General features: G+C 65.1%; 15 protein-coding genes. 8 read left to right on the top strand and 7 right to left on the bottom strand.

The window, feature by feature from the left end; translation table 11 throughout:
* Positions 1–208: 208 nt before the first annotated feature.
* The 5 genes from H6718_34765 (at position 209) to H6718_34745 (ending at position 9,993) form a co-directional block, all read left to right on the top strand.
* Positions 209–2,875 (top strand): S8 family serine peptidase, encoded by a 2,667-nt coding sequence (locus tag H6718_34765; protein ID MCB9590622.1) that lies wholly within the window; start codon positions 209–211, stop codon positions 2,873–2,875.
* A gap of 175 nt (positions 2,876–3,050) precedes the next feature.
* Positions 3,051–3,656 (top strand): TetR/AcrR family transcriptional regulator, encoded by a 606-nt coding sequence (locus H6718_34760; protein MCB9590621.1) that lies wholly within the window; start codon positions 3,051–3,053, stop codon positions 3,654–3,656.
* Entirely contained in the window at positions 3,653–5,089 is a 1,437-nt protein-coding gene (locus tag H6718_34755) for an aspartate aminotransferase family protein (protein ID MCB9590620.1), read from the top strand. Before H6718_34760 ends, H6718_34755 begins: the two co-directional genes overlap by 4 nt.
* Complete coding sequence (locus H6718_34750) at positions 5,083–6,771, top strand: M81 family metallopeptidase (GenBank protein MCB9590619.1); 1,689 nt, start codon at positions 5,083–5,085, stop codon at positions 6,769–6,771. Before H6718_34755 ends, H6718_34750 begins: the two co-directional genes overlap by 7 nt.
* Before the next feature lie 237 nt (positions 6,772–7,008).
* A complete protein-coding gene (locus H6718_34745; protein MCB9590618.1) occupies positions 7,009–9,993 on the top strand; it encodes a glycosyltransferase family 39 protein in 2,985 nt (994 codons plus the stop codon).
* A gap of 5 nt (positions 9,994–9,998) precedes the next feature.
* On the opposite strand, the gene H6718_34740 is transcribed toward H6718_34745, so the two are convergent.
* The gene (locus H6718_34740) at positions 9,999–10,916 is read right to left on the bottom strand and encodes a hypothetical protein (protein ID MCB9590617.1); all 918 of its coding nucleotides are present in this window, start codon (positions 10,914–10,916) and stop codon (positions 9,999–10,001) included.
* On the bottom strand, positions 10,907–12,532 hold the full coding sequence (locus tag H6718_34735) for a protein kinase (protein MCB9590616.1): 1,626 nt from the start codon (positions 12,530–12,532) through the stop codon (positions 10,907–10,909). The genes H6718_34740 and H6718_34735 overlap by 10 nt, the downstream gene beginning before the upstream one ends.
* 170 nt (positions 12,533–12,702) lie before the next feature.
* On the opposite strand from H6718_34735, the gene H6718_34730 reads away from it, so the two are divergent.
* Entirely contained in the window at positions 12,703–13,821 is a 1,119-nt protein-coding gene (locus H6718_34730; protein ID MCB9590615.1) for a hypothetical protein, read from the top strand.
* A 61-nt stretch (positions 13,822–13,882) separates the two neighbouring features.
* Here the strand turns inward: H6718_34730 and cobA are convergent, their stop codons facing one another.
* On the bottom strand, positions 13,883–15,430 hold the full coding sequence (cobA, locus tag H6718_34725) for a uroporphyrinogen-III C-methyltransferase (GenBank protein MCB9590614.1): 1,548 nt from the start codon (positions 15,428–15,430) through the stop codon (positions 13,883–13,885).
* A 408-nt stretch (positions 15,431–15,838) separates the two neighbouring features.
* On the opposite strand from cobA, the gene H6718_34720 reads away from it, so the two are divergent.
* On the top strand, positions 15,839–16,705 hold the full coding sequence (locus H6718_34720) for a hypothetical protein (protein ID MCB9590613.1): 867 nt from the start codon (positions 15,839–15,841) through the stop codon (positions 16,703–16,705).
* Between the two features lie 33 nt (positions 16,706–16,738).
* On the opposite strand, the gene H6718_34715 is transcribed toward H6718_34720, so the two are convergent.
* A complete protein-coding gene (locus tag H6718_34715; GenBank protein MCB9590612.1) occupies positions 16,739–17,185 on the bottom strand; it encodes a hypothetical protein in 447 nt (148 codons plus the stop codon).
* 112 nt (positions 17,186–17,297) lie between these two features.
* Between H6718_34715 and H6718_34710 the strand changes: the two genes are divergently transcribed.
* Positions 17,298–17,678, top strand: coding sequence for a hypothetical protein (locus tag H6718_34710; GenBank protein MCB9590611.1), 381 nt, complete (start codon positions 17,298–17,300; stop codon positions 17,676–17,678).
* 13 nt (positions 17,679–17,691) lie between these two features.
* On the opposite strand, the gene H6718_34705 is transcribed toward H6718_34710, so the two are convergent.
* The 3 genes from H6718_34705 to H6718_34695 all read right to left on the bottom strand — a co-directional run bounded on the left by H6718_34705 (position 17,692) and on the right by H6718_34695 (position 25,138).
* On the bottom strand, positions 17,692–19,704 hold the full coding sequence (locus H6718_34705; GenBank protein MCB9590610.1) for an ABC transporter ATP-binding protein: 2,013 nt from the start codon (positions 19,702–19,704) through the stop codon (positions 17,692–17,694).
* A gap of 80 nt (positions 19,705–19,784) precedes the next feature.
* Positions 19,785–21,554: an ABC transporter ATP-binding protein gene (locus H6718_34700; GenBank protein MCB9590609.1), complete on the bottom strand. Its 1,770-nt coding sequence runs from the start codon at positions 21,552–21,554 to the stop codon at positions 19,785–19,787.
* Positions 21,555–21,838: 284 nt separating this feature from the next.
* Positions 21,839–25,138: a BamA/TamA family outer membrane protein gene (locus H6718_34695; protein MCB9590608.1), complete on the bottom strand. Its 3,300-nt coding sequence runs from the start codon at positions 25,136–25,138 to the stop codon at positions 21,839–21,841.
* Positions 25,139–25,276 lie beyond the last annotated feature (138 nt).

The following is a 25,276-nucleotide window of genomic DNA, read 5'->3' as shown; positions in this document are numbered from 1 at the left end:
GGGCGAACCATACACCAGGAGAGGAACTCCGACCTCGGCTGCACTCAGGTTCCACGTCGATCGACTCGCGACGGGGTTGGTCCAGGAGGGTTCCAGCGAGAAACTGCGCCTCGGGATTCCGCACCACCTCTGGTCACGCTGCGGCCCAAAGTTCGTTTTGCTTGGGAACGCGTCGCGCAAGCGTCGCCGAACCGGAGTTGGAGTGAGAATGAGAACCATCGCTCGGAAGCAGAGACCGACGTTTGCAATAGCTGGGCTCAGCCTCGCCGCCGTGCTCGGCGGCGCGCCCCTGGTTGCCTGCGGAAGCGACGAACCCGTCGGCTCCGACCTCGGCGGCAGCGGCGCCGAAGGCGGCGACGCCGGAGCAGCGGGTGCCGGCGCTGGTGGCGAGGCTGGCGCCGGTGGTTCCGCGGGGAGTAGCGGTGGCGCGGCGGTGGGTCGCGCCGATCCGGCGAACTTCCCAGAGACCTGCGACGACTCTTGCGAAACAGCGTGTGCCCGCCTCGACGAGTGCGGCGGTGCGGACTCGGAGTATCCCGTAGATCGCGAAACCTGCGTGTCGCTATGCGGGCTCGCACGGGGCGGCCCGGTGTGGGACGACATCTCCGGCAACTTCCGCTGCTGCACCAGTCAAGCGAGCTGCGGCGATGTACAGAACTGCGGTGGGTACCTGACTGTTCCCGATCCGGTGAACGCGTGTAAGCAGCTGTGCAACTGCTTGGTCGGGCCGAGCACCGCCCCCTCCCCCCCGGAAGGCGCTGTGGCTCCTCCCGGATACACGTTCTCGACGGACAGCGTGGTCGTGAGGCGTCTCGCGGCGGCTCAGGCATCGCCAACAAGCGCTGTCTCGCCTGGAAGCACTGCATTGCCTGGAAACGCAGCATTGCCTGGTGCCAAGCCGCTATTTGCAGGGCGCTACTCCGCCTATCAGCTGCCGTTCCCAGTCAGCCGCGCACACTTGGAGCGCGCTGGACTCGAGGCGCTGCCCACGTTTGTGGATGGTGCCGGGCGACTAGCGGGCGGCACCGCGGGGCTCTCGGTTCAGCTGAGCCGCCCTGAGCGCCTCGCGGAGGTGACCCGGGTCGCTGGTAGCTTCGGGTTCCCCGCCCCGGAGAAGCTCAAATACGGCGCCAATCTCTATTATCTACAGGGAAATGATCCGTGGGTCGCGCTCGAAGCGCGCGCCGCCTTGGCAGCGCTGCCGGGAGTCAGCGTCGAGGTGGACATGGTGCGTCAACACGAGGAGACGTATCACCCGCTCGATCCGTTGTTCCCCCGTCAGTGGCACCTGGAGAATCGCGGGGATCGCGACAGCGTGCGCGGTGTGGATGGTCGCGTCGCCGAAGCCTGGGACCTGAACTTCGGGCGTCAGCGGGTGGTCATCGCCGTCAACGACGACGGCGTCGCCATCAATCACAAGGACCTCTACTTCGACATCCTGGCTCCGCTGAACTACCCAGAAGACTGGGAGTCTCGCGTAGCCATCGGAGCGTTTGGTGGCCACGGCACTTCGGTCGCGGGCGTCGCGGCATCGAACGGCGACAATGGCACCGGCGGCAGCGGCGTTTGCCCCGGTTGTCGCATCTTGCCGAACTGGTTTGGAGAGTTTGGGTCGAGCGGCGGTGTTACCGACAAGGACATCGCGGATGGCTTCACGCGCATCGTGGATGGCGGCGCCTGGGTCATCAACAACAGCTGGGGCGCAGCAGGCGGAGACCCGCGCTTCCAGGTCTCGCAGTTCGGAGTCGTGGTGATCCCGCAGCTGGTCAAGGCAGCCTTCGACTACGCGGAGACCGACGGGCGCGACGGCAAGGGCACGGTCATCCTCTTTGCCGCGGGGAACTCGAATCAACTGATGAACGACTATGGCTCCTACGACAGCGTGCTTGGAGTGACCGCCGTCGATGATCAGGGGCTGAAGTCGTACTACAGCAACTACGGCCCCAAGGTGGACATCGCCGCGCCGTCCAACGGCGGTCTAAATGGCATCACCACCACGGCTGCGCCGGATGGCTACACCAACGCGTTTGGCGGAACGTCGTCGGCGTGTCCCTTCGCCTCCGGAGTCGCGGGCTTGGTCCTCAGCGCGAACCCGAACCTCACGGCCGCTGAGGTGCGCGATATCCTGCGCGCCTCAGCCACCAAGATCGACCCAGTGTGGGGTGAGTGGGAGAACGGCTTCTCTCCTTACTACGGCGCGGGCTTGGTCAACGCGTACGTCGCGGTACGCATGGCCACTGGGTGCTCCGACCCCGCGGACTGCCAAGCGCCGAGCGACGCCTGCGGCAACGACTGTGCAGGGGAGCAGTGCGCGCCTTGCCGTACGGATGCGAATTGCGCTGCGGGGTATCGCTGCCAAGCGCTGCCGGCGCTGGGAGAACAGGTGTGCGTCGCGGAGGTCGGCTCCGGCTCGTGCCCAGCGGGAACGGATCAAGTGGGTGATTACTGCATCCCTCAACCCAGCACCTGCGGCGTTTGCGAGGCCGAAGAGCGCTGCAACGGGCGTGACGACGACTGCGATGGCGCCATCGACGAAGACGCAGACTGTCAAACCCAGTGGTGTATCCAGGACGGTGCTGGCTGCGGAGACACCGGTCAGTGCGCGGGCATCACCTGCAGCACCGCGTGCTCGGCAAGCTCTCCCTGCGCGGAGAACGAGAGCTGCGACGTGGTGAAGGACCGCTACGGGCACAGCGTGATGAGCGAGCGAGCGTGCAACACGGACCTCTCGGCGGGTTGCCCCGCGGGCTGCCAGCTACTCGCATCGTCCCTGCCCGACGCCGAGCTGAAGGACTTCATCGACTGCATGGAAGACGGCGCAGCCGCTTGCTCGGCGGTGAACGCCTGCGCGGTGAAGTTGCCGGTCAGCTTCTAACCGCGGTTCCTCTCCCCCAAATCCAAGCTCATCGGAATCGACAAAACGGAGTCGATCTAGGGACTTAGGAGGCTTGGTTGGGGGTGAGGGAGCCACGCGAGGGAAAATCGACCGAGCGCCCGTCGAATTTTCCTGACAATTCGTCAACAAATGTTAGTTGACGATTCGTCAGCAAATGCCGCGTCCCCCTGAACCCGAAAAGCGCCGAGAGCTCGCGCGCCGCGCCGTGAAGGTGCTGCAGCACGAGGGCATGGATGTGTCCACGAGCCGCCTCGCAGAAGCACTGGAGACCAAGCGCCCAACGCTGCTCTACCACTTCCCTAACCGTGCGGATATTGCGGAGACGGCGCTCGAAGACCTGCTGAGCGAACAGATGCTGTTCGTGATGCAGCGCATCGAGTGTCATCAGCACCCGATCGATCGACTCTACGCTCAGGTGAAGGCAGTCCACGCATTTCACCACGGCAACGAACAGCGCATCGTGTTCCTGTCTCAGGCCATCGCTACCACGGGCAGCGCGCGCATGAGCCAGATCATGGAAGTCGGCAATCGGGTGTTCGAGGCGCAGCGTGTCGCAACCGCCGAGAGACTGCGCGAGGGCATGCGCAAGGGTGCCGTGGCAGACTGTGATCCGGAGGCGCTGGTCGCCCTGGTGCGCGCCGTCATCGACGGCTTGATGGTGCAACGAGTGATGACCGGTCTCGAGCTCGAGCCGGTGCACGAGACACTTTGGGAGCGACTCTTGAAGCCGCTCAAGCTCAGAGAGTGGGAGGAATCATGAGTCATTCGAGTTTTCCGGAGCGTGGCCAGAGCCGCGATGAAGTCCTTGCAGCCCTGTCCGATCAGCGCGCGCGCGACCTGAAGAGCGACGGCAGTGCGTTTGCGTTCGTCTATGACGCCGGGGAGCCTCTGCGTGAGCTGGCGCGAGAAGCGTTCGCGGCTTGCATGAGCATCAACGGTCTCGACCCGACGGTCTATCCATCCGCCCGCAAGATCGAGAACGCGGTGGTCGCCGCATCGCTAGAGCTGATGCACGCGCCCGAAGGCGCCGTCGGCACGGCAACGGCTGGAGGCACCGAGAGCGTGCTCCTCGCGGTCAAAGCCGCCCGCGACTACGCGCGTAAAACGCAGCCGCAGATCACGGCCCCAAAGATGCTGCTGCCGGAGACGGCGCACGCCTGCTTTCACAAGGCAGCACACTACTTCGGTGTCGAAGTGGTGGTGGTCGACGTGGACCCACAAACATTCCGCGCGGATGTTGAAGACGCAAAGCGCAAGCTCACGGACGATGTGATCCTGATCGTCGGCTCCGCCCCGAGCTACGCCCACGGCGTGATCGACCCCATCGCCGAGCTGTCAGAGCTGGCACGAGAGCACGGGGTCTTGATGCACGTCGACGCCTGCGTCGGCGGGTGCATCCTGCCCTTCATGGTGGACAACGGCGAGCAGCTGCCGGCGTTCGACTTCCAGTTGCCCGGCGTCACCAGCATCTCGATGGATCTCCACAAGTACGGCTTCGCACCCAAGGGGATCTCCATCGTCTTGCAGCGCACCCGCGCGGTGCGTGACGCGCAGTACTTCGCGTGTGCAACCTGGAGCGGCTACTCAATCGTGAACTCCACGACCCTCGGCTCGAAATCAGTCGCCGCGATGGGCGCAGCGTACGCGCTCTTGCATCACCTGGGTCGCGAAGGCTACCGCGAGCGAGTAGCCGCGATGTGGGCAGCGACCCAAGAGCTGGTCACCGCGATCGAAGCGCTGCCAGAGGTCGAGCTCTTGACGCGCCCCGACGCGAACCTGTTCGCTTTCAAGACCACCCAGGGCGATCTCTTCGAGCTCTCGGACCGCCTCACGGAGTGTGGCTGGCACGTCCAGCCGACGTACGCCTATGGGCGCTCCCCCGCGCACATCCACCTCACGCTGGATCCGGGCAACGCCGCCCGCGTAACAGATTTCCTCAAGGATTTGAAGCAGTGCTTGGTCGGGCTGCCTGAGCCGACGGAGCCACCGGCTCAGGTCGTGCAGATGCTCGAGGCGGCGGCGAGCGGAGGCGCTGGCGACCTGGACGCCGGCATGCTGATGCAGCAGCTGGGTATCGCCGACGGACAGCTACCGGGACGCTCAGCGATGATCCATCGCCTGTTGAATGCGGCGTCACCGAAGACGCGCGAGGCGCTGCTCGTGCTGTTCATCGGGGAGCTGTTCTCATGCTGAAAGCGCTGCTACCGAGCGGGCTGAAGCAAGAGCTACTGACTCGGGGTGCAAACTGGCTCGCGAAGCGCGAGACGGGAGGCGAGCTGGGGCGCGGCAACAAGCCCCTGCGCATCGCGTACGGCCGCATCTTTCACGAGGCCAACGCGTTCTCCCCGGTGACCACTACGGAAGACGACTTCCGACGCATGCATCACTTTGCCGACGCAGCGCTCGCGGACGCAGCGAGCCTCGAAGGTGAGGAGCTGAAAGGCTACATGCCTCACGCAGAGCTGAGTGGCTTCGTCCACGCTGCGAAGCTGGCTCAAGGTGTGGAGACGGTACCTCTGAGCTCCTCGTTGGCGGTGCCGGGGGGTCCGCTGACGGCAGAGTGCTTTGCGTGGCTGCTGAGTGAGCTCTTGGACCGCCTCAAAGCGGCGGGCCCCGTTGACGGCGTTTACCTCGCGCTGCACGGCTCGATGGAGGTACAGGGCCTAAAGGAATCTCCCGAGGGCCTGATCATCCGACGCGTACGCGAGCTGATCGGACCCGACGCAGGCATCGCCGTTAGCTTCGATCTGCACGCTAACCTCGCGGCAGAGCTGATCGAGCCGGTGGACGTCTTGGTCGCCTACCGCACCAACCCCCACTGGGACCTCGCGCCGACTGGTTTCCGCGCGGGAAATAGATTGATCCGGTTTCTGCGTGGTCAGACTCGTCCAGTGCACGCCTGGCGAAAACTCCCCATGGTGATGGGAGGAGGTACATCCATCGACTTCCTGGCCCCGATGCGCGGCGTCTTTCGCTACATGCGCAAGCTCGAGGATGACCCGCGGGTGCTCAGCGCGAGCCTGTTCATGGTGCACCCTTTCACCAGCGCGGAGAACCTTGGCTGGGCAGTGCACATCACCACGAATGGCGATAGCGCGCTGGCGGAACGCTTGGCGGACGACTTGGCGGAGCGGGCGTGGGAGCAGCGGAAGGTGAAGCTGCCGCCGCTCCTCGACGTCGACCAGGCCCTCGACGCCGTGGCGTCTCGCCGAGCCCGGCGAGCGGGCCCGGTGACCCTGGTGGATGTCGACGACATCGTGGGCGCTGGCGCTCCTGGCGGAAACACGCACATCGTGCAGGCGCTTGCGCGAGCCGACCGCGGCCTGAAGGCGCTCGTCCCGGTCCACGACCCGGCGTTGGTCGGGGAGCTGTGGAACGCGCCGCTCGGCTCGACCCATGAGGTCACGCTCAAGGGCACTCCGGGCTACGACCAACCGGAGGTGCGCCTCAACGCTCGGGTCGTCGCACGCCAGAACTCGGACTTCGGGCGCCAGCTTAGGCTGGACGTACCCCACCGCAACGCAAAGTCCCCCGAGGATTGCTTCCACGTGGTGATCTCCGAGCGCGCTCCGTTGCCGATCAAACCACGCTTCTGGACCGAGCTTGGAATTTCCCCCAGGCAATCAGATCTGATCGTCCAGAAGAACTTCTTCCACTACCGGATCTTCTACACCACAGTGTCCTTCCGGCACCTGCCGGTGGTGTCGTCCGGGGCGACTAGCCTGGAACGGGTCAGAACGCGGCGCTACGCCGTCCCAGCCTATCCCGGGTCTGAGCCCGACAGCTGGCAGCAGTACGACCCGACGCTCAGGGCGCTCGGCGGCGCACGGGGACACGTCGAGCTCGAGCCGACCGCTGCTCACAACGCCTGCTGAACAGCGACGCCGTAGCAGCGCCCCGGGCCCCTGGCTTTCACGAAGCCCGCCTGGCGCTGATGCCGCATCCCGCCCGGCCAAGCCGCAAGTTTGGCCGGGTTTCTGCCATCTCGCCGCCACCTGAGCGTGATTGCCGCTCTTGGTCGGGGCTCCGTTTGCTGGTACGACACTCGCCACTTTGGCGTCAGCTTACGGAGACTTTGCCGCGCCGTTCCTCGGCCGGCCGATGCAGGTGTGATGGCAGCGGAGCACGACAGCGCCGCTGATGCGGCAGACGAGCATGCGGTGGACTCGGCCACGAGCTCCGCGGAGCCGGACGCGGCGGACGCCAAACCAGCGACCGCGGGCGCGGACGACGCCGCAGCGGTACCCGTGAAGGTAGCTCCTCCGCCTCGGCCACCTCGCGCATCGCCGCTGTGGCGAGGCCCACTGCTCACGCTGATCGGGGCGGTTGGGTGCCTGGTGTTGATGGCCGCAGACCGTCACTGGGGAACCTGGGGAGTCCCCGTAGGCGCGCTGTTCGTTCTTGTGTCGAGCGTTGGCATCCTGGATGTCTTCGAAGGCTGGAATCAGCGGGACACGAAGCTGGTTCAGGCTGTGCCCATCGGCGAGCTCGTCGCGAAGCTGATCGAACTCAGCGCTTCCACCATCGTGCTCGCGGCGCTGCTGAAGCTCGCCGTATCTGGCGCGTTGATGTTCTCGCCTAATTCCCCACGGCAACAGATTCTGATCGCCGGCGGCTCGGTCACCTTCGCGTTCTTGTGGGTCGTCGTTTGCGTCTTCCGCGTGGGCAAAGGCGTCGGCGTCTGGAACTTGGACGAACAGGGGCAGGTTCGCGGTCTGTTCAGGCGGCACGGCTTCTGGCTCATCGTCATCACGACGCTCGTGTACCTGCCGATGCTGGGTTCTTTCTCCCTGACGGACCCCTGGGAGACTCACTACGGCGAGGTCAGTCGTGAAATGCTCGCCAAGGACGACTGGATCTCCTTGTGGTGGGCGCAGGATGGCTGGTTCTGGTCGAAGCCGATCCTCGACTTCTGGATGCAGGGGCTGAGCTTTGCGACATTCGGCGTCCAGTATCAGCCTGACCAGATGCTCGCGGGCGCCGCCTCGGGGCGCTTGCCTCAGCCAGAATGGGCGGCTCGCTTCCCGGTGTTCCTGATGTCCCTCGGCAGCACCTATGTGCTCTACCGCGGCATGGTGAAGGCCGCTGGCAGGCGCGCGGCGTTCCTTGGCGGGGTGATCCTGATCACGATGCCGTACTGGTTTCTGTTGTCGCACCAGACGATGACGGACATGCCGTACGTCGCCCCGCTAGCGGCGGCGGGGGGCTTCTTCCTTTTAGGTTTCCTTACGGATACATCCCAGGAGATCCGGCGCTATGAAGTGCGTTTCGGTGGTCGCACGCTGTCGCTCAGCGCGTGGCACTTGCTCTTCGGTGTGATCTCACTGCTGGTCGTGCCACAGGTGCTGTACCTGATCAGCCGCAACGTCTCGCTGCTGCTCAGCGGGCCGCACCTTGGCTTTCAATGGCACCTCGATCAGTTCACGTCAGGCTCTGGAGGTGGCAACTGCGGCCTGCCAGGTAACCAACCGTGTCGCACCGGGGGCCCGGTGTATGGCGCGCTCTGGCTGCAGCCTTCGGTGCTGGGCTTGCTCTGGGCCCTGGTGCTGTTCTTGCTGCTGCTGCTCAACCGGCAGGAGCGGCGCCTTTCCCGGATCTATTTCCTCGCGGCATGGCTCATGACCGCGCTGTCCACGATGGGCAAGGGTGCGCCAGGCCTGGTGCTGCCCCTGGTGATCGCCCTGTCCTATGTGGGAGTCACCCGACGCTGGAACTGGCTGCTCAAGATGGAGCTGCCCGCGGTGGTGCTGCTCGTGGGCTGCGTCGCGCTCCCTTGGTACGTGCAGATGTACCTGCGCCACGGCTCCCCATTCACGGATCGCTTGATCTTCCATGACATGTTCAAGCGGGCGTTCGTCCATGTTCACGACACGAACAGCGGCGACGACGTCACCTTCCGCTACTACGTCTGGCAGCTCGGGTACGGCTTGTTCCCCTGGACGGGCCTGTCCGCCGCGGGCCTCTTGTGGTGGGCGCGGCGTCCAGAGCGCGACCCGACGCGCCGCAACGACGCCTTGCTCTTGCTGGGCATGTGGTTCGTGGCTGCGTTCGGCATGTTCAGCATCACGCTGACCAAGTTCCATCACTACATCTTGCCAGCCGTGCCTCCGATCGCGATGTGCGCCGGCGTCGTCCTCGACCGCATGCTCGGTCGCCCAGAGGTACCCGCGGGCAGCGGCTCTGGCAGGAGCCCGATCAAGGCACGCTCCGCGGTTCCCTACGCGTTGACCATCGGCTCGGCCGCGCTGCTGCTGAGCTACTCAGCCACGCTTTTATTTCCGGGTGGAATCCTTGGCTCACAGCCAGACGGGAGCCCACCGGCGCCTAGCCGTGCGGCGGCGCTGGTGACGTTCATCGCAGCGCTGGTTGGCTTCGCCCTCGCAGTGCGCGTGTTCGGCGCGAAGCGGCCGAGACTCGTCCCTGGTAGCCGACCGGCATTCTCCAGCGCCTTGCTCGGAGCGATCGCGCTCTGCTCGGCGCTGGTCATCGCCGTCGTCGGTGTGGACTTGGTGTCGAGCCAACCCGGTGACATCGAAGGCCAGGCTCGGCTGATGCACCTGTTCACCTACAACTACAAGCGCCCATGGCCGAAGACGCTGGATTTCAACGGCGCGCTCTCCGGGTTCACCCTCGCTGCAGCACTGGCGTGCGCACTGATGTTCTGGCGTTGGCTCAGGCCCCACGCCGCCGCTTTGCTGCTGGGCGTTTCCGTGTGGTGGGCCGCGTGGGGTGTAAACGCCTACTTCGTGAAGCTAGGTCCCCACTGGGGGCAGCGTGAGACGATCCTCGAGTACTACCGTCAGCGCTCCGGCCCTGACGAGCCCATCGTCGCTTACCAGATGAACTGGAAGGGTGAGAACTTCTACACGGGCAACCGCATCCCCGCGTTCGTCGCTACAGGACAGAAGTTCAAGGAGTGGATCGCCGAGCAGCGCAAAGCCGGCGTGAAGACCATCTACTTCACTACAGAGCACGGCCGCATCTCGTCACTGAAGCGCGAACTCGACAACCCGGCGCACCTCGAGGTGCTGACAGACGAGGCGCTGAACAACAAGTTCATGCTCGCGCGCGTGATCTTCGACGACGAAAAGAAGTAGCGCACTCAGAAGCGGCCGCGCCAGCCAGCCCAGGCGCCGTCCCGAGTCGGCGCGGCCGCGGGCCCTGAGTCACTGAGCCAGAGGTAGCCAAAGACTCCCGCGCTCACCACGCCAACGCCGAGCAACACATCGCCGATCACGCGTCGGTCGCGGATGCTCTCACGGTCTGCCTCCGGACAACCAGGCGCGCAGCCGCGGTCCAACAAATCTTGCCGGAGGTTCTCAGCGGCCAACCAGAAGTAAGCCGCGCCGAGCAAGCTGGTCAGGCTCACCCCCCCAGCGATCCAGGCTCCCGTCGGCAGCCCTGCGTCAGCCCGCGGCCCGACACCACGCGCTTGATCCCGCTGAGTGGTGGCGCCGTTTGGGCTGCCCCCCGCGCTTGGTCCCGACTCCGGCGGTGCTGGATTTACCTCAGGGAAATGTACTTCGACGCGACGGTTCTTCTCGCCTTGCAGGATCGTGAGCTCGAGCTGGTGCGTCTTGCCCCTTCGAGTGACCTTCAAGCGGCGGCGCCCCGGATCGACCTCCAGCGCGTGCCCGTCGAGGGACGCTGCTCGAGTCTCGCCGTCGATCTCGACGCTGACGTCGCTCAGCTCTTCGCCACGCCCATCGAGCGCCACGACGACGACGGTCGGCATGCTGGAACCAACCTCGGTGAGCCAGGTGGTGCAGTCACGCTCGACCTCGGGGAGGCAGTCCTTGGCGCACTCGATCAGCTGCTTGCGCGCGCTGCGGAGCTTGCCCTCACGCATCAGCTTCTGCGCTGCGACGTAGGCCGCACCGCACTCCGCGTGATCGGCTAACGCGCTTTCCCCTACGGAAGCGACGCATCCAAAGCACAGCGCCGCCAGCAGCGTGCGCTGCCCCCGCGCATGACCACCTTGGACTCGTACGCTAGCTTGAGTCTCACCCGTCACAGACATTCCGGCTTGATGTGCTTGATCCCGTTATCATCCACGGTGACGGGTGCCAAACACTCTGGCCGGGCTGCCGGTGGCGCGTGAGCGGTCGCGACACCGCTCGCTTTTGCGGGCTTGCTCTTTGGGCGAACGACCCGCGGAGCGGCGGGTTCGGGAACCAGCGGTTTCTTCTGATCTTCCAGCGCAGCCTTGGCAGGTTCCGGCTCGCTGTTTGGCGTGGGAAGCGTCTCGGGGTCGGACTCACGCGGACGCGGGGGAGTGACGGTAGGAGCAACCTGCGAGTCTTGCAGCGCTGGATCTTGCAGCGCCGAGCCGACGCTCGGCCCTTCCACGGCGACCGGACGTAACTGCCACCAAGCAAGCCCACCCAAGCCGAGCAGTGCAAGGGCAGCGAGCGGCCACAGCTTGCGACGCGGCTTGGCCGGTGGTGTGGCTGGAGCGAACGACGTGAAGTTGCCGGACTCCGTACCCACCTTGCGCACGACGCTCGAGCCGTGCGCGGGAGTGGGGCGACTCGGGCGCTGCCAACTCGCTGAGGAGTCCAGCAGCTCTCGGGGAGGCGTGGGCAACTGCGTGAGATCCAAGGTCTCGACCTCGAAGAGCTGCTTGCGTCGCTTCGCGAGGTGCTCCCGAGCCAGTCCCTCCAGCCAGTTCGCCACCTCGTGGTGTGGCGCTGGCGCTTGCACTGCTTGTAGAGCGATCGCGAACTCGAGAGCCGTTTGAAAGCGTTGCTCTGGGTCGCGCTGGAGTGCGCGGTCCAACACGGGCTGGAAAGGCTCCAGCGCCGGGTCGTAGTCCGCTAGGCGGGGGAACTCGCCACGCATCAGGAGTTCCATCGCCTCGGCCTGCGTTGCCGTGTGGATCAAGGGCTCGCCAGTGAGCGCCTCGAACAGCACCGCGCCAGCGGCGAAGATGTCGCAACGCGAGTCGATGGGCGTGTTCAACACCTGCTCCGGCGCCATGTAACGGAGCTTGCCCTTGATTTCGCCATCTCGCGTCGACTGGATGCGCCCGGTGCCCTTGGCGATACCAAAGTCGAGCACCCGGGCGACCCCGTCGCTGCCTAGGAGAATATTCTGCGGGGAAACATCTCGGTGAACCAGCTCCAGGGGCTGGCCCTGGGCATCCATGGCTCGGTGCGCAGCATGCAGGCCGTGGAGCACACCGCTCATGATCGAAACGACGAGGGATGTGTCCAGGAGCTCACCGCGCTTCAAGCTCGCCGCCAAGAGCCGCCGGAGCGTTTCGCCCTCCACGTACTCCAGGACGAGCAGCACCTCGGTGAGCGCGGGCTCGCCGTCCAGCGTCGAGTCAGGATCGGTGACCTCGAGCACATCGAGGATCGCCACCACGTTTGGATGTCGCACGCGCGCCGCGAGGCGCGCTTCATCCAGAATCAGCGTGACGAAGCCAGGGTCACCAACCAGGTGTGGGTGCAAGCGCTTCACCGCGACGGGCTTTACGAAGCCGCCCGGCCCAAGCACGCGTCCCAGCTGGACACGCGCCATGCCGCCCATGCCGATCTCGTGCAGAACCAAATAGCGCCCCGCGAGCACTTCCGGCTCCACTGGGCGCAGCTTCGCCGCGCTGTCAGCTCGAGACTGCCGCTGAACGCTCATCGACGCGCTCAGCCTGCAACGGCTTGGAGCGCAAAGCCAGTCCTTCAGGACTCAAGTTTCTTGGGCGAGCGTTTGGTTGCCGCGTCTATGAGCGCGATTCGCAAGTGCTTCATGAGTTAGCGATGGACGTGAGTGGGAACCCGGACGACGCGTCGCGTATAGTGTCTAACGTGGCCAGCGCAGGCGTCATCGCGCGTCGAAACACCAGCTGCGCAGCATTCCGGCGTGCGCTCCTCGCCGCGTCCATCTCCGCAGTCGGCCTAGCTGCACTTGGATGCAGCCTCGTCGGCGCGGACGTCGATCAGCTGTTTGGCGGCGCGACCTGCAAAGGCGACTGCAAGGATGCCGGGACGGACGCGGACGCCAGCACCTGTGACCCGATCAAGCCACCGCTGCGCCCCAGCGGCGCTGACTCGAGCGGCCCAGAGCGCTCCTACATCCTGCGCGACATTCAAATCGATCAGTCCCTCGATCGCTGGGCAACGCTCGGATTCGATCTGGACGATCGCTGTTCGCTACCGCCCGATCCCGATGTCGAGTGCCTGCCCCCAGCCGGGACGACGCCTGAGACCGACGGCGAGCGAGGCATCGACAACGCGTTTGGTCACCGCATGGCCAGCACGCTGGTCGGACTAGACACGAACCTCGAACCTCGTATCCGCAAGGATCAAGAACGAGGCCGCGGTGGGATCTTGGTTAACATCCGGGGCTACAACGGTGAACCCAACGACCCGAGCGTAGACGTGTTCATCGCCCAAACCATCTACGCCATCCCCCATGGTCAGAGCATGGAGGCCGACCCGAGCTGGGATGGTCGTGATCGCTTCTACTGCGAGGACTCGGCGTTCGACGGCAGCGCGGACAAGCCACTGGTCAAAAACGACAACGCGTACGTCAGCGATGGTTGGCTCGTCGTGCGCCTACCGGATCGCGCGGACATCACCTTCAACATCGACGACGGGGCGGTCAACTTCCGCTTCATCAACGCCAGCATCGTCGGGCGCATCTCCCCCGATGGTCAGTTCCTCGAGGATGTGGTGCTGAGCGGCCGCTGGGCGCTGTCGGACATTGCCCTTGCTGCGGACCAGCTTGGGATCTGCGAGGGCAGCGTGGAGCGCAAGTTCCTCGACAACTCACTCTCCAGCATCGCTGACGTGCGCGCGACGCCAGGCACCGGCGGGCCAACTGCACTGTGTGACGCGGTCAGCGCCAGCTTGGGCTTTCGTGGTTACCGCGGAGTGTTCGAAGGACTCGCGGTCACCGAAGACGTGCCGATGGCCTGCCCATAGGCATCAGAAGGCTCTCTTCTTGGGGGTGAGGGCGCACTTCAATGAAGCTGGGGCAAGGCGCTCAGCTCTGAGAGGCCGCGCGCCGCGCCAGGAAGAACGCTTCAAGCGCGTCCAGCAAGCCGTCCACGGTGTAACGCTCGGCTTCGACGTCCACTCGCAGCCCCCGTTCGCGCAACGTCGCAGACGTCACCGGACCGATGCTCGCGAGCACGACCCCCGCCGGCAATACGGCGTCTCCAAGCGCGTCGGCGAAAGAGTGCGCCGTTGAGCTCGAGGTAAAGAGCGCCACATCGACTCCTCGCGCGCCGCTGCCATCGACTCCGAGCGCCGCCCGGAGCTCGACTTGCTCAGTCTCGCTGAGCTTCAAGGTTTGGTACGCGGGGACCACATCGACTTTCGCGCCTGCCGCTACGAGCAAGTCAGGTAGAGCCTCACGGGCTTCCAGCGCGCGCAGCAACAGGACGCGGCTCCTCTCCCCCAACCCCCGATCCAAGAGATCGCGAGCAAACGCCTCCCCGACGTATTCCTTCGCCACCAAATCCGCACGGATACCCAATTGATGCAGAGACTGCGCGGTCTTGGGGCCGATGCAGCCAACCTTCGCCGCACCGAAGGCTCGCGCGTCTCGCCCCGCACGCCCAAGAGCCTCAGCGCAACTGGTGACGCCGTTGGCGCTCGTGAAGAGCACCCAGTCATAGCTGCTTAGCTCAGCGATCGCCTGCTCGAGGCGTGCCGGATCCGGCGGAGGCTCGATGCGAATCAACGGGCGCGTCACTGGTTGCGCGCCCCGCTCCCGGATCAGCGCCGCGGTGCTTTGGGCTTGCGCCGCCGGGCGCGGAACCATCACGCGCTGACCAAACAACGGGCGTGAGTCGTACCAGGCGAGCTTGGAGCGAAGCTGGGTGACTTCACCGATCACGATGATCGCGGGGTTTTGCAGACCCAGGGTGTGAACACGCTCCGCGATGTTCTCGAGGGTGCCCTCTGCCACGCGTTGTTGAGGACGGGCACCCCACTGAATGACCGCCGCTGGCGTGTCCTTGGCGCGGCCTCCATCAATGATGGCCTGGGTGATCTCCGCGATCCGGCGCATGCCCATGAGCACGCAAATGGTGTCAGTGGCCGTCGCGAGTTTTTTCCACGCGGTATCGGACCACTGCTTGCCTTCGCGATCACTGCCGGTGATGAACGTGACGCTCGACGACAGATCGCGGTGGGTCATCGAGATCCCGGCGTAGGCGGTGGTCGCGACCGGGCTCGAGATCCCAGGCACGATTTCGAAGGGGATGCCCGCGTCCGCCAAAGCCTCCGCTTCCTCGGCACCGCGCGCGAACAGCAGCGGATCCCCGCCTTTGAGGCGCGCCACGTGTTTGCCGGCTCGGGCCAGCTCGATCAGCTGGGAGGTGATCCAACTCTGATCGGGGCTGCGTTCGCCATAGCGCTTACCCACGTTGCGACGCTCTGCGTCGTCGCGACACCAATCGAGAAGCGCGGGATGGGACAGCGCGTCGTAGAGCACAACGTCCGCCCGGCCGAGGAGCTCACGCCCTCGAACGGTGATCAGGTCCGGCTCTCCCGGCCCAGCCCCAATCAACCACACCTTTCCCATCTGCTCGTTCACTGCTCGACCTCTCTCAGTGTGCGCGATCCCGGTGGTCGAAACCTAGCGTCAACACGCCAGACGTGGAGCGGCATTCAAGCGCAACGGTCGCGACTGCATGTCACGTGATCTTCGCGAGTTGACGGCTAGATCACCGCAGCGGTTCCTCAGCGCTCTTGAAGCTGGTGCAAGGCCGGGCGAGCGCTGGTCGACCGGGCCGGGAGGTTTGAAGCAATGATTCGAGATTCTGGAACCCCGCGTACGAATCGGTCTCACATGCACCCACAAACCGCCGGTTCCTGGATAGCGCTTGACCGGAGCGCAGACTGTCCGAGAATGCCCCACCTTGCCACACCTGCATCCCTGGCTGGTTGTCGGCACTCCGCTCTTCCCCTCACAGAGCCGCTCCCCTCCTCCATGGACCGCAAGCAACCCCGCGTCGAGTTCATCCACCCCGCTGACGACGAGTCCGCACTTGGTCACGCACGGAAGCTCGAGGGAACCAGCGAGGACAGCTGGTACGTGACCAACGGCGTCGTCGCCACCGGTCCCATCGGGTTCAACCTGCTGTCCCGAGGTATCGCCCACGGCAGGGTCGCCTTGACGGCATTCGTCCGCCACGCCAGCTGGCGCGTGTGGCGCCGCCTGAAAGAACTCGAGCACCTCGACGTTTCCGAGCGGAATGCACTGGTCAAGCGCCTGGCGGAGGCGAGCGCCGGAGTAGAGCCGCGCTCACCACACCACGAGAGCGGGGAAACGCTGCGGGTTCGCTCGGACTACGACTCCCAGCCGCCCTCCACGCTCCGCCCGCCGCCTATCGATCCAGTTGGCGTGCTTGCGAGTGCCACTTGCCTCTCGGACGCACTGATGCTGTGTGTCACCACCGCCATGACGGCCGCGAGCGCGGACATTGCGCTGCTCTTGCGCGCCACTCCGAGCGGCCACCTGCGGGTCGAATCGACCAGCGGCGGAGGCAGCGAGCTCTTGCTTGGGGAGACGCTGTCTCCCTCCGATGCGGCGGCAGCGGCCGTGCGCAGCGGTCGCTCGTTGATCGCCGAGGCAAGGGATGGCGCCGTCGCGCGCAGTGTTTCCGCGCGGCTAGAGCGCGCGGCGGGCCAGGTGACGAGCGTCGCTTCGCTCCCGATCTTCTTGTTGGGCGAGCCGTTCGCCGCGCTGGAGCTCGGGCGGGTCTTTGGTGGCTTTCGGGCTCGTGATGTGGCCCGCGCCGAAGACGTGACCGAGGCGCTCATCGCGCGCATCGTGGTCGACGGCTGGGTCGACTGAAGCTAGCCGCGCCCGTCTAACTTGCTGCGCCGCTCACTGGGAGGAGCTCGCGGCCACGCGCACCCAGAAGTCCTGGCAGGTGTTGTTGTAGACTTCGATCTTCTCGTCGTCGACGCTGAGCAGCGCCTCATCCCCCGCGGCCTGGCTCACGGTGCCCGGGTTCTCCTCGAAGGCGACGTAGGCCGTCACCACCTCGGGCTGCTTCCCGAAGCCGTGGTAGAACTGATACACCTTTCCTGGAGGAAACGGAAAGTACGGCCCCTGCCAGTCGCTGCTGGCATACGTGGCGCCCACCGGCTGAATGTCTCGCACCTCGACGATGCCGTCTTCATCGACGCCTTTGTCACACGCGGAGGAGGAGCATCCGCTCGCGCTGCTCGCTGCGCCCGCGACCGCGAGGCAAAACAGGGCGGCGCTTGGCAAACCAGCGCCCCAGACGCCGCGACGTGTTTTGCTAGGGATGGCTCGGCGCTGCTTCATCGCTGCCAGTGGTAGCCGAAAGGCGCAGCCTTGGCGAGGCGATGCGAGCGCTCGAGTGCCCTGCGAGGAACTTATCCGGAAACTGTGAGCAAGGGACGCCGATAGGGGCGGCATGAAGACATTCGCGTGGCCCATTGCTGGGCTGTTCCTACTGGCGCTTGAGGCCGGTTGTACGACGACGGTGGAGGGCAGCGGTGGAACCGGTGGGGCCGCGCCGTTTGGTGTTCAAGGGGAGCAGGCCGCGTGCGCCGGTCATGAAGCGGTGGACGACTGCGACCGCTGCGTCGAGGCCAGTTGCTGCGAGGAGTGGCAGACGCTGGCTGCTGATCCCTACTATCAGATTTGGATGACCTGCGTGGAAGCCTGCACCACCCGAGAGTGCAGCGATCTGTGTTCAGACGCTTGGGCAACAAATGGCGCTCAAGCCAGCCACGACAAGTTCTGGGCCCATGTCGACTGTGAGCTCAAAGCCTGTCCCAACCTCTGCGACTGAACAGGCCCGAAGACTACATCCGCACGGAACTGCTGTCTGGACAGCCTTCGGTGACCTCCGTCAGGTCCGCTGCGCTCAGCTTGCCCTCTCCCCCAACCCGCTTGGCGGCATTTGAGGAGCCCTTTGCGGCGCTAGCAGTCGGCTCAGCATCGTCCGCGCTCGGTTCGTTGCTTCGCTCACCTTCGTTCGCGCCTTGCTCGCTGCTTCGCTCGCCTTCGCTCGCACCTTGCTCGTTGCTTCGCTCACCTTCGTTCGCGCCTTGCTCACTGCTTCGCTCCGCGAAGTGAAGCTGGTACAGCTTGGCGTAGAGGCCGCCTAGGGCGAGCAGCTCCTCGTGGTTGCCTTGTTCGACCACATGGCCCTTGTGGAAGACGACGATGCGATCGGCGGCGCGCACGGTACTCAGGCGGTGCGCGATGATCATCGCGGTGCGCCCTTCCATCAGGCGCTCGAGGGCGCGCTGCAGGCGTGCCTCGGTGTCACTGTCGACGGAGGCGGTCGCCTCATCGAGGATCAAGAGCTGGGTGTCGCGGTACAAGGCCCTCGCGAAGGCGATCAGCTGGCGCTCCCCCGCGGAAAAGTTCGCGCCGTGCTCGTCGACCTCAGCCAGAACACCTCCCTTGCGCCGCTCGAACAGGTCCAGGGCATCGATCTGGCGCAGCGTCTGCTTCACGCGCTCGATGTCGGGCTCGAGCCCCGCGGCGATGTTGGAGGCCACGGTGCCTTGGAACAGGAACACGTCCTGGGGCACCACGGCGAAGCGCTTGCGCAGCTCATCGCGCGAGATCCCGCGCACGTCTTTGCCCTGCACCCGCACCACGCCACCCTTCAGCTCGTAGAGCCGCAAGAGCAAGCTGGCGACGGTGGTCTTGCCAGCGCCGGTCGGGCCGACCACGGCGATCTTCTCGCCGGGCCGCGCGCTGAAGGACACATCCTTCAGCACCGGCACTCCGGGCTTGTACTCGAAGTCCACGTGATCGAGCTCGAAGGCTAGCCCCGCATCGCCGTCGTCCGGGTTGCTCGTGGGTGCGGCGTCAACCTCCTTGATGTCGAGCAAACCGAACACGCGCTCAGCGCCCGCCATCGCGGACTGGAGCAGTGTGTAGCGCTGCGCCAAGGCGCTGATGGGCTCGAAGAACATCACCAGGTAGGCGTTGAACGCCACCAGCGTGCCGAAGCTCGACTGACGGTAGCCGAGGGCCAGAATGATGCTCGCCAAGCACACGGCGCTCACCATCTCGATCGCGGCATCTTGAATCGCCTCGTACTTCACGGAGCGGATGTTCGCGTCGCGGTAGTCCGAGTTGATCTGATCGAACTCGCGCCCCGCGGCGTGCTCACGTCGGTAGGCCTGAACGATGGCCATGCCGTTGACCTGCTCGTTCATGGTGGCGTTCATGCGCGCCGTCTTTGCGCGGATGTCGCGGTACGCTTCCCGGGAGCGCTTGCGCACCGCGCGCACCAGCAGCACCACAGGTGGTACCGCGAGGAAAGCGATGATGCTGAGGTGCCAGTCGAGGATGAGCATCGCCACCACGATGCCAACCAGGCGAATCAAGTCACCGAACGCGCCAAGCGCGCCAGAGGCGAAGAGCTCCAAGATCGCGTCGACGTCGTTCGTCACGCGAGTGACCAAGCGCCCTACCGGCTGCACATCGAAGAAACCGACCTTCAGCTTGTGCAGGTGCTTGAAGATCACCCGGCGCAGGTCAGCCATGGCGCGCGCGCCAACCACCTGAATGGTGTAGATCTGGAAGAAGCTCAAGAGCTGGGACACGACGACGATAGCGGCGACGATCAAGCCGCCACGCATCAGCACGCCAGCGTCGCGCGAGGCGACACCGTCATCGATCGCCCAGCGCATGACGAGGGGCTGCGCCAGCGCGCCCGCGGCGGTGATCATCACCACGCTCATCGCGGCGAAGAACAGCGTGCGGTACGGGTGCACGAAGGGCCACAGCCGCTTCATCAGACCCCAATCGTACGACTTTCCAAGCGCGTCCTCCTCGTGGAAGGCCCGCAGGATGGCTTCGGTCTGTTTCCGCCCGGCAGGAGCCGGCGCCTCCGCCTCATTGGCTTTGGCGGGAACCGCTTGTTCGCTCGGGCTCACGCCAAGGCTCCTTCTAGCTCCGCCGAATCGACCGCTGCTAGCTCCTGAGCGCCGATCCGCTCGAGCTCACTCTCCAGGCGCTGCTCTTCGGCGAAGGTCGCGTACAACCCGCCTGCGGTGCACAGCTCCTGGTGGGTGCCCTGCTCGACGACCCGTCCTTGGTCCAAGACAATGACTTGATCACAGCGCGCGGCTGCAGCAACGCGGTGAGTGATCAGCACGACGCCACGCTGGGCGCGCTGCCGGTCGATTGCTTCGAGGATGTTCTTCTCCGTGCGGCCGTCGACGGCGCTCAGCGGGTCGTCCAGCACCAGCACCTTCGGCTCGGAGACCAGCGCCCGGGCCAGCGCCACACGCTGCTTTTGGCCACCAGAGAGCTGGACCCCGCGCTCACCCACCACGGTGTCGAGGCCGTCGGGCAATCCGAGGATTTCGTCCAGCACCTGAGCTTCCGCCGCGGCCTGGCGAATCGTCAAGAGCGAGGGCCCGGTGTCCGGCTCGTCCAGCACGAAGCCGACATTTCGCCCCGCCGTCGTGGAGAAGAGGAAGGCGTCCTGCTGGGCGTATCCAACGACCCCACGCACCTGCTCCAGAGGTAGGTCGCAAATGTCCACGCCATCCAGGAAAACGGTTCCGCGCGGAGTTGGCATCAACCGCGCTAGCAGCACAGCCAAGCTGCTCTTACCGCTCCCCGTGCGCCCGACGACTGCGAGGGACTTCCCCGGCTCGAGGTCGAAGGACACATCTTCAAGCACGCGGTTGTCGCCGTAGCTGAAGGAAAGGTGCTTCACCGACAGCTTGCCGAGCACGGGCTCAGGGAGACGCTGATCGCCGTCCACGATGTCGGGCTGCGCGTCGAACACCTCCTTCAAGCGGGAGTACGAAGCGCGACCACGCTGCACCAAGCCAACCAAGAAGCCCAAGCTGATGAGCGGCCAGGTCAAGCGACTCAGCGCGCGAGAGAAAGCCAGAAACTCACCGGGGTCGAGGGTGTCAGCGAGCATCAGGTGGCCGCCGTACCAGAACACGATCACGCCACCGAGCGCGGTGATCGACTGCATCACTGGACCGAACGAACCGCGCAAGCGCGCGAGCTGCAGGCTCTTGTCCAGATAGTCCGCGTTCTTCTTGTCGAAGCGCGCGAGCTCGGAGTCTTCGAGGGCGAAGGAACGCACCACCCTCACCCCCGCGATGCTCGTCTGCACTTGATCACTGAGCGCGCCGATCGCCGCTTGGTTGTCCTTCGTGTACGAGAACATTCGCCGCGAAAACTGGCGCGTGACCAACATCAAGATCGGCAGCGGCGCCATCGCCGCGAGGGTCAGCCGCGGGCTCAAGGGCAGCATGACGGAGAGCGCGCTGACCAACGCAAAGAGCGTGTTGATCGCGTTGAGCACGCCAAAACCCAGCAAGAGCCGCACCTGCGCGAGGTCGTTCGTGGCGCGGCTCATGATCTCGCCCGTGCTCATGCGGCTGTAGAAGCTCGGCCCGAGTGACTGCAAGCGGTTCAACAGCCCACGGCGCAGCTCGTATTCACCGATGCGCCCGGCGTTGAAGATCGCCACGCGGCTCAGCACCCGGATCACGAAGGCGAGGACGGCGACGACGATCAGCCCGACGCCAAGCCTCAGGGCGAAGCCCGAACCGCCGAACTCGAAGCCACCACCCGACGCCGCGTTGATCGCCTTTGCGATGTGCGTGTCGATCCAGAACTGCAGGTACTGGTACGCCGCGAGCAGCAGCAAACCCACGCCGTAGCGCGGCATGTGACGGCGAAATTGCTCCCACAAGCCGATCGCATCGGCTTGTGAAGCGCTCTTTGGTGGGGAGTTCACTCAGTGAGGCTTTCAATGAATTGGGCGCTGCGGCGGGAGATTTGTCGCACAGCGGGCCCTGCGCCGATATGGCGCACCCGCCAGGTCATCGCCAGCCCCTTGGGACGGAAGAGTAGAGAACTGCTGACAAACTAGCGCTGGTCACGCCACGGCATTCGAGCCTCGAGTCCATTCCGGTGTTTTTTCCGGGGGTTAGGTAACGTCGGGTAAGTCGCCTAAAACAACCCCACGCTGAAGTGGAACGCGCCGAAATCCTCCCAGGGACGCCTATCGAGGTTGACGCCATAGTCGAACGCCAAGGGGCCGATCGGGGTGTTTGCGCGCAAGCCGCTGCCTGCGGAATATCGCCACACGAACGGGCGAACCTGCATTGGGTCGAGCCATAGGTTGCCGCTGTCGACGAAGAGCGCCGTCGACCAGGTGTCGCCTAGCGGGATGCGAAGCTCAGCCCGTGGATTGAGCACCAAGTTGCCACCTCGCAGCACGACCTCCCGCAAGAGCCGGTCTTGTTCGACGGGATCGTTCACCGCGAGCAACTCATCAGCGACGTCTTGCGGCACCACGGAGTCCTGCAAGAACCCACGAATGCTGTCGATGCCACCGAAGAAGAACAAGCGATCTGGGTAGGTCTGGCGATCGGGGATCAGGTGATGGTTGTAACCCCAAGCGAAGCTGGTCGCGATGGAGAGGCCGCTGTCGTTCAGTGGCACGTAGCCCGCCAAGCGATTGGAAAAGCGCAAAAAGTCAGCGATCTTTTCCTCTGTAGTTCCAAGCGGAAACGCCCTTGCGTGCTCGACGGCTCCGCTGACCAGCGTACCCTTGGTCGCGCCGAAGGGGATGTCTCTGCGGTCCCACGTCACACCGACGCGCTGAGCAACCACCAAGCTCTCCCCTTCGGGGATCGGGTTGGTGCGCAGGAAGGCCACAAAGGCGTCACGCGCGGCTGCGTCGAAGCCGAGGATCTCTGCGTCGTTGAGCTCGACGGATTGCCCGAGCTGCGCGGAGAACTGACGATTCGGACGATAGATCAGCGTGACCACCCCCGCACGCTTGGTGATCAGGAACTCCCGAGCCAGGTCGTTGACTTCGATCCCGTCGACGCCCAAGCGAAACAGAGGTCCGAGTCCAATCTCAGGAAACTCCAAGGAGATCGTGTTACGCCGCTCGAGGCGTTTTCCGAGCGGCAATTGGTCGATCTTTTCGCGCACGTCATCGTCGAATATCAGCGTGCTCGGGAGCAAGCTGAGCTGCGACCTCAGTGTGAGCTGAATGGCGCGCCCGCCGAGGTTCCGATGGCCGTACTCGAACGTAATGCGGAAACCCTCGCCAGTGCCGAAGCCAGGGCGCACTTCGAGATACTGCGGCAAGCGCTCCTGAACGGTGATCACGACCCGCTTGCGCTTGGCCGGCACGTACGGGTCCTCCAGGGACACATTGATGCTCGCAAACACACCCAGCGTCGCCAGGCGCTCTTCGGTCTGGCGCACCTTGCTGCGGCGATACGGCTGATCCTTCTGGAGCGCCACGCGGCCCAGAATCAACGACTCCTGAGTGTGCCGAGCGCCGCGTACGGTGATGCCGCTGACGATCACGCGTTCGCCTTCGCTGATCACGAAGCGCACGCGGGCCCGAGTGCGGTCCGGACTCAGATCGAGGATCGTCTCGGCCTCTGCGTAGGCGAAGCCCTCCTCGGCGTAGGCATCGAGCACTCGCCGCTTGGCCCTATCGAGCTCGACCTGACTCACATAGCCGCCGAGGTCGATGTCGGCGATGTCCTCGAGCTGCTTCTCCACGAGCAGACGATTACCCTCGAAGGCTACGTCGTAGAGCACGCTGCGCGGCCCCAGTTTGATCGGAATATGGAGTGAGACGTTGGGCTCACACTCGATGCCTCGAGCGGGATCCGGGACACACGAAATGTTGCGCTCTGGCGCTGGCTCATCCAGGGGCAAGCCGCGTTCATCGTACGCGCATTGGGTTGGGACGCGGGGCCGTGGCCCCACCGGCTTGCACTTTCCTGGGCGGGAGCCGCGCGCACACTCGCGACGCAGCAGCACCGCGGGGCCAACTGTTACCGCGAGGTAACCTTCAGAGCGATACAGGTCCCGTACGTGCTTGATCGCGCGCTCGTAAACTTCAGGCTGGTAGGTTTGGTATGGGTTGAGTTCGAGGGGCGCGACCCGCGAACCTGTCGTGCCCGTAGGCCCCAAGGTCTCGTCTACGCGCGCCGGATTGACGCTCCCGAAGAGCCCGCTGCCGGGGAGTTCTTCGCTTAGAAACGAGTCGATTTCCGCACCCACGTCATCCGCGTCGCGCTCTCCAGTCAGGCAAGGAAACTCTCGACTGACGACCTTGACCCGCTCGCCTTCGCGAATGGTGAACACCAAGTCGTGAATGCGATCCTCATCGCCGCCGCGCTCGGTGAGTTTGACCCGCACGTCCAAGAAGCCACGATTGACGTAGTACTCTTTGACTCCGCGCTCGAGGGTCGCCTGCGAGCGGTCTTCGGTCTCCTCTAGATCGAGCGCTTCCGAGAGCTGATCCGCGTCGAAGTGCTGGTTGCCTTCGTAGCGCAGGCGAAAGAGCGGCCCCGCTTTGATCGACACCAGGAGGCGCATCGACAGGCCGCTCTTTTGAAGTTTGTGGGAGACCTCGGCGCGGTGCCAGCCGCGCTGGCGAAGCTGCTTCTGCAGCGCGAGGTCAGCTTCACGCAGCAGCTCTTGATCCGCACGGTCGCCTTGACCGACCTGGTAGTCGTCGAGCTCCTTCAAGAGCTGTGGTGAAGAGCCATCCACCAGGAACTTGCGCGCGACGACCGACGTCGCCTCACCTTGTTCGATTTCGACCCGCACGACCACCTGCATGCGTTCGTCGGTGTCGACAGCGTCGACCTTGACTTGCGCCAGGCCGAAGCCACGCCGCGCATAGAAGGCGCGGATCCGCGAGGCAATACGTGGCAGCTCGGGTGCGGTCACCTCGCCTCCGACCTCTAGCCGTGCACTGCCCAGCATCTCTTCTTCATCGAGGGCGCCGCCGGCGACTCGAATCGCGGTGACGATGCGCCGAGGCAGAGCCCTGAGCCGCAACACCACGCCTCCGCCCTGGATAAATGCCTCGATTTTCACGCTTGCGAAGCGCCCGGTGTCGCTCAGCTCTCGCGCCGCGCGGCGCCCCAGAGCGGCGCTGAATGGCTCACCGGCGCGGGTGTTTCTGAGCTTGGGTGACTCGGGCCAGCGAGCCCCTTCGGTGACGACCTCGATGCGCACCACGGGTTTTCCGTCGAGCGCCGTGGTGACCGTCGGCGGACGCAACTTCGGCACCGCCTCGACCACGCTGTCTTCGTCGTCCTGGGCCAGCGCTGTGGGGCAGCTGAGGAGCTGCCAGGCGCACCACAGCGCGCAGCCGAAGAGCGCCGCGTGCCTCACCCCCAACCCCCACACGACGAGCGACCACCAGGGGCTCGGAGCGCGTTGGGGCGCATCGCTCTGTGGCGAACGCGCGCGGGACGAGGGCATGGCGCCTTGTATAGCCAAACTGCGCTGCCCGTGGGTGAGCTGTGGGGCAACGCGAGGCTTTTGGCTGACTTTTGTGCGATCGGGGCTGTGCTGGTTAGACTCCCGCGATGGTGCGACCTTCGTCCTCACCGCCGCCCT

The organism is Polyangiaceae bacterium (genome assembly GCA_020633205.1).
Classification (GTDB): domain Bacteria; phylum Myxococcota_A; class Polyangia; order Polyangiales; family Polyangiaceae; genus JAHBVY01.
This window is presented reverse-complemented; position numbering and strand designations above follow the sequence as displayed.

Excerpts from the sequence above, each read along its gene's own strand:
- H6718_34755 (MCB9590620.1), top strand. The coding sequence starts at position 3,653 with ATGAGTCATTCGAGTTTTCCGGAGCGTGGCCAGAGCCGCGATGAAGTC.
- H6718_34735 (MCB9590616.1), bottom strand. The coding sequence starts at position 12,532 with ATGAGCGTTCAGCGGCAGTCTCGAGCTGACAGCGCGGCGAAGCTGCGC.
- H6718_34765 (MCB9590622.1), top strand. The coding sequence starts at position 209 with ATGAGAACCATCGCTCGGAAGCAGAGACCGACGTTTGCAATAGCTGGG.
- H6718_34700 (MCB9590609.1), bottom strand. The coding sequence starts at position 21,554 with ATGCCGCGCTACGGCGTGGGTTTGCTGCTGCTCGCGGCGTACCAGTAC.
- H6718_34710 (MCB9590611.1), top strand. The coding sequence starts at position 17,298 with ATGAAGACATTCGCGTGGCCCATTGCTGGGCTGTTCCTACTGGCGCTT.
- H6718_34715 (MCB9590612.1), bottom strand. The coding sequence starts at position 17,185 with ATGAAGCAGCGCCGAGCCATCCCTAGCAAAACACGTCGCGGCGTCTGG.
- H6718_34695 (MCB9590608.1), bottom strand. The coding sequence starts at position 25,138 with ATGCCCTCGTCCCGCGCGCGTTCGCCACAGAGCGATGCGCCCCAACGC.
- H6718_34720 (MCB9590613.1), top strand. The coding sequence starts at position 15,839 with ATGGACCGCAAGCAACCCCGCGTCGAGTTCATCCACCCCGCTGACGAC.
- H6718_34745 (MCB9590618.1), top strand. The coding sequence starts at position 7,009 with ATGGCAGCGGAGCACGACAGCGCCGCTGATGCGGCAGACGAGCATGCG.
- H6718_34750 (MCB9590619.1), top strand. The coding sequence starts at position 5,083 with ATGCTGAAAGCGCTGCTACCGAGCGGGCTGAAGCAAGAGCTACTGACT.
- cobA (MCB9590614.1), bottom strand. The coding sequence starts at position 15,430 with ATGGGAAAGGTGTGGTTGATTGGGGCTGGGCCGGGAGAGCCGGACCTG.
- H6718_34760 (MCB9590621.1), top strand. The coding sequence starts at position 3,051 with ATGCCGCGTCCCCCTGAACCCGAAAAGCGCCGAGAGCTCGCGCGCCGC.
- H6718_34740 (MCB9590617.1), bottom strand. The coding sequence starts at position 10,916 with ATGTCTGTGACGGGTGAGACTCAAGCTAGCGTACGAGTCCAAGGTGGT.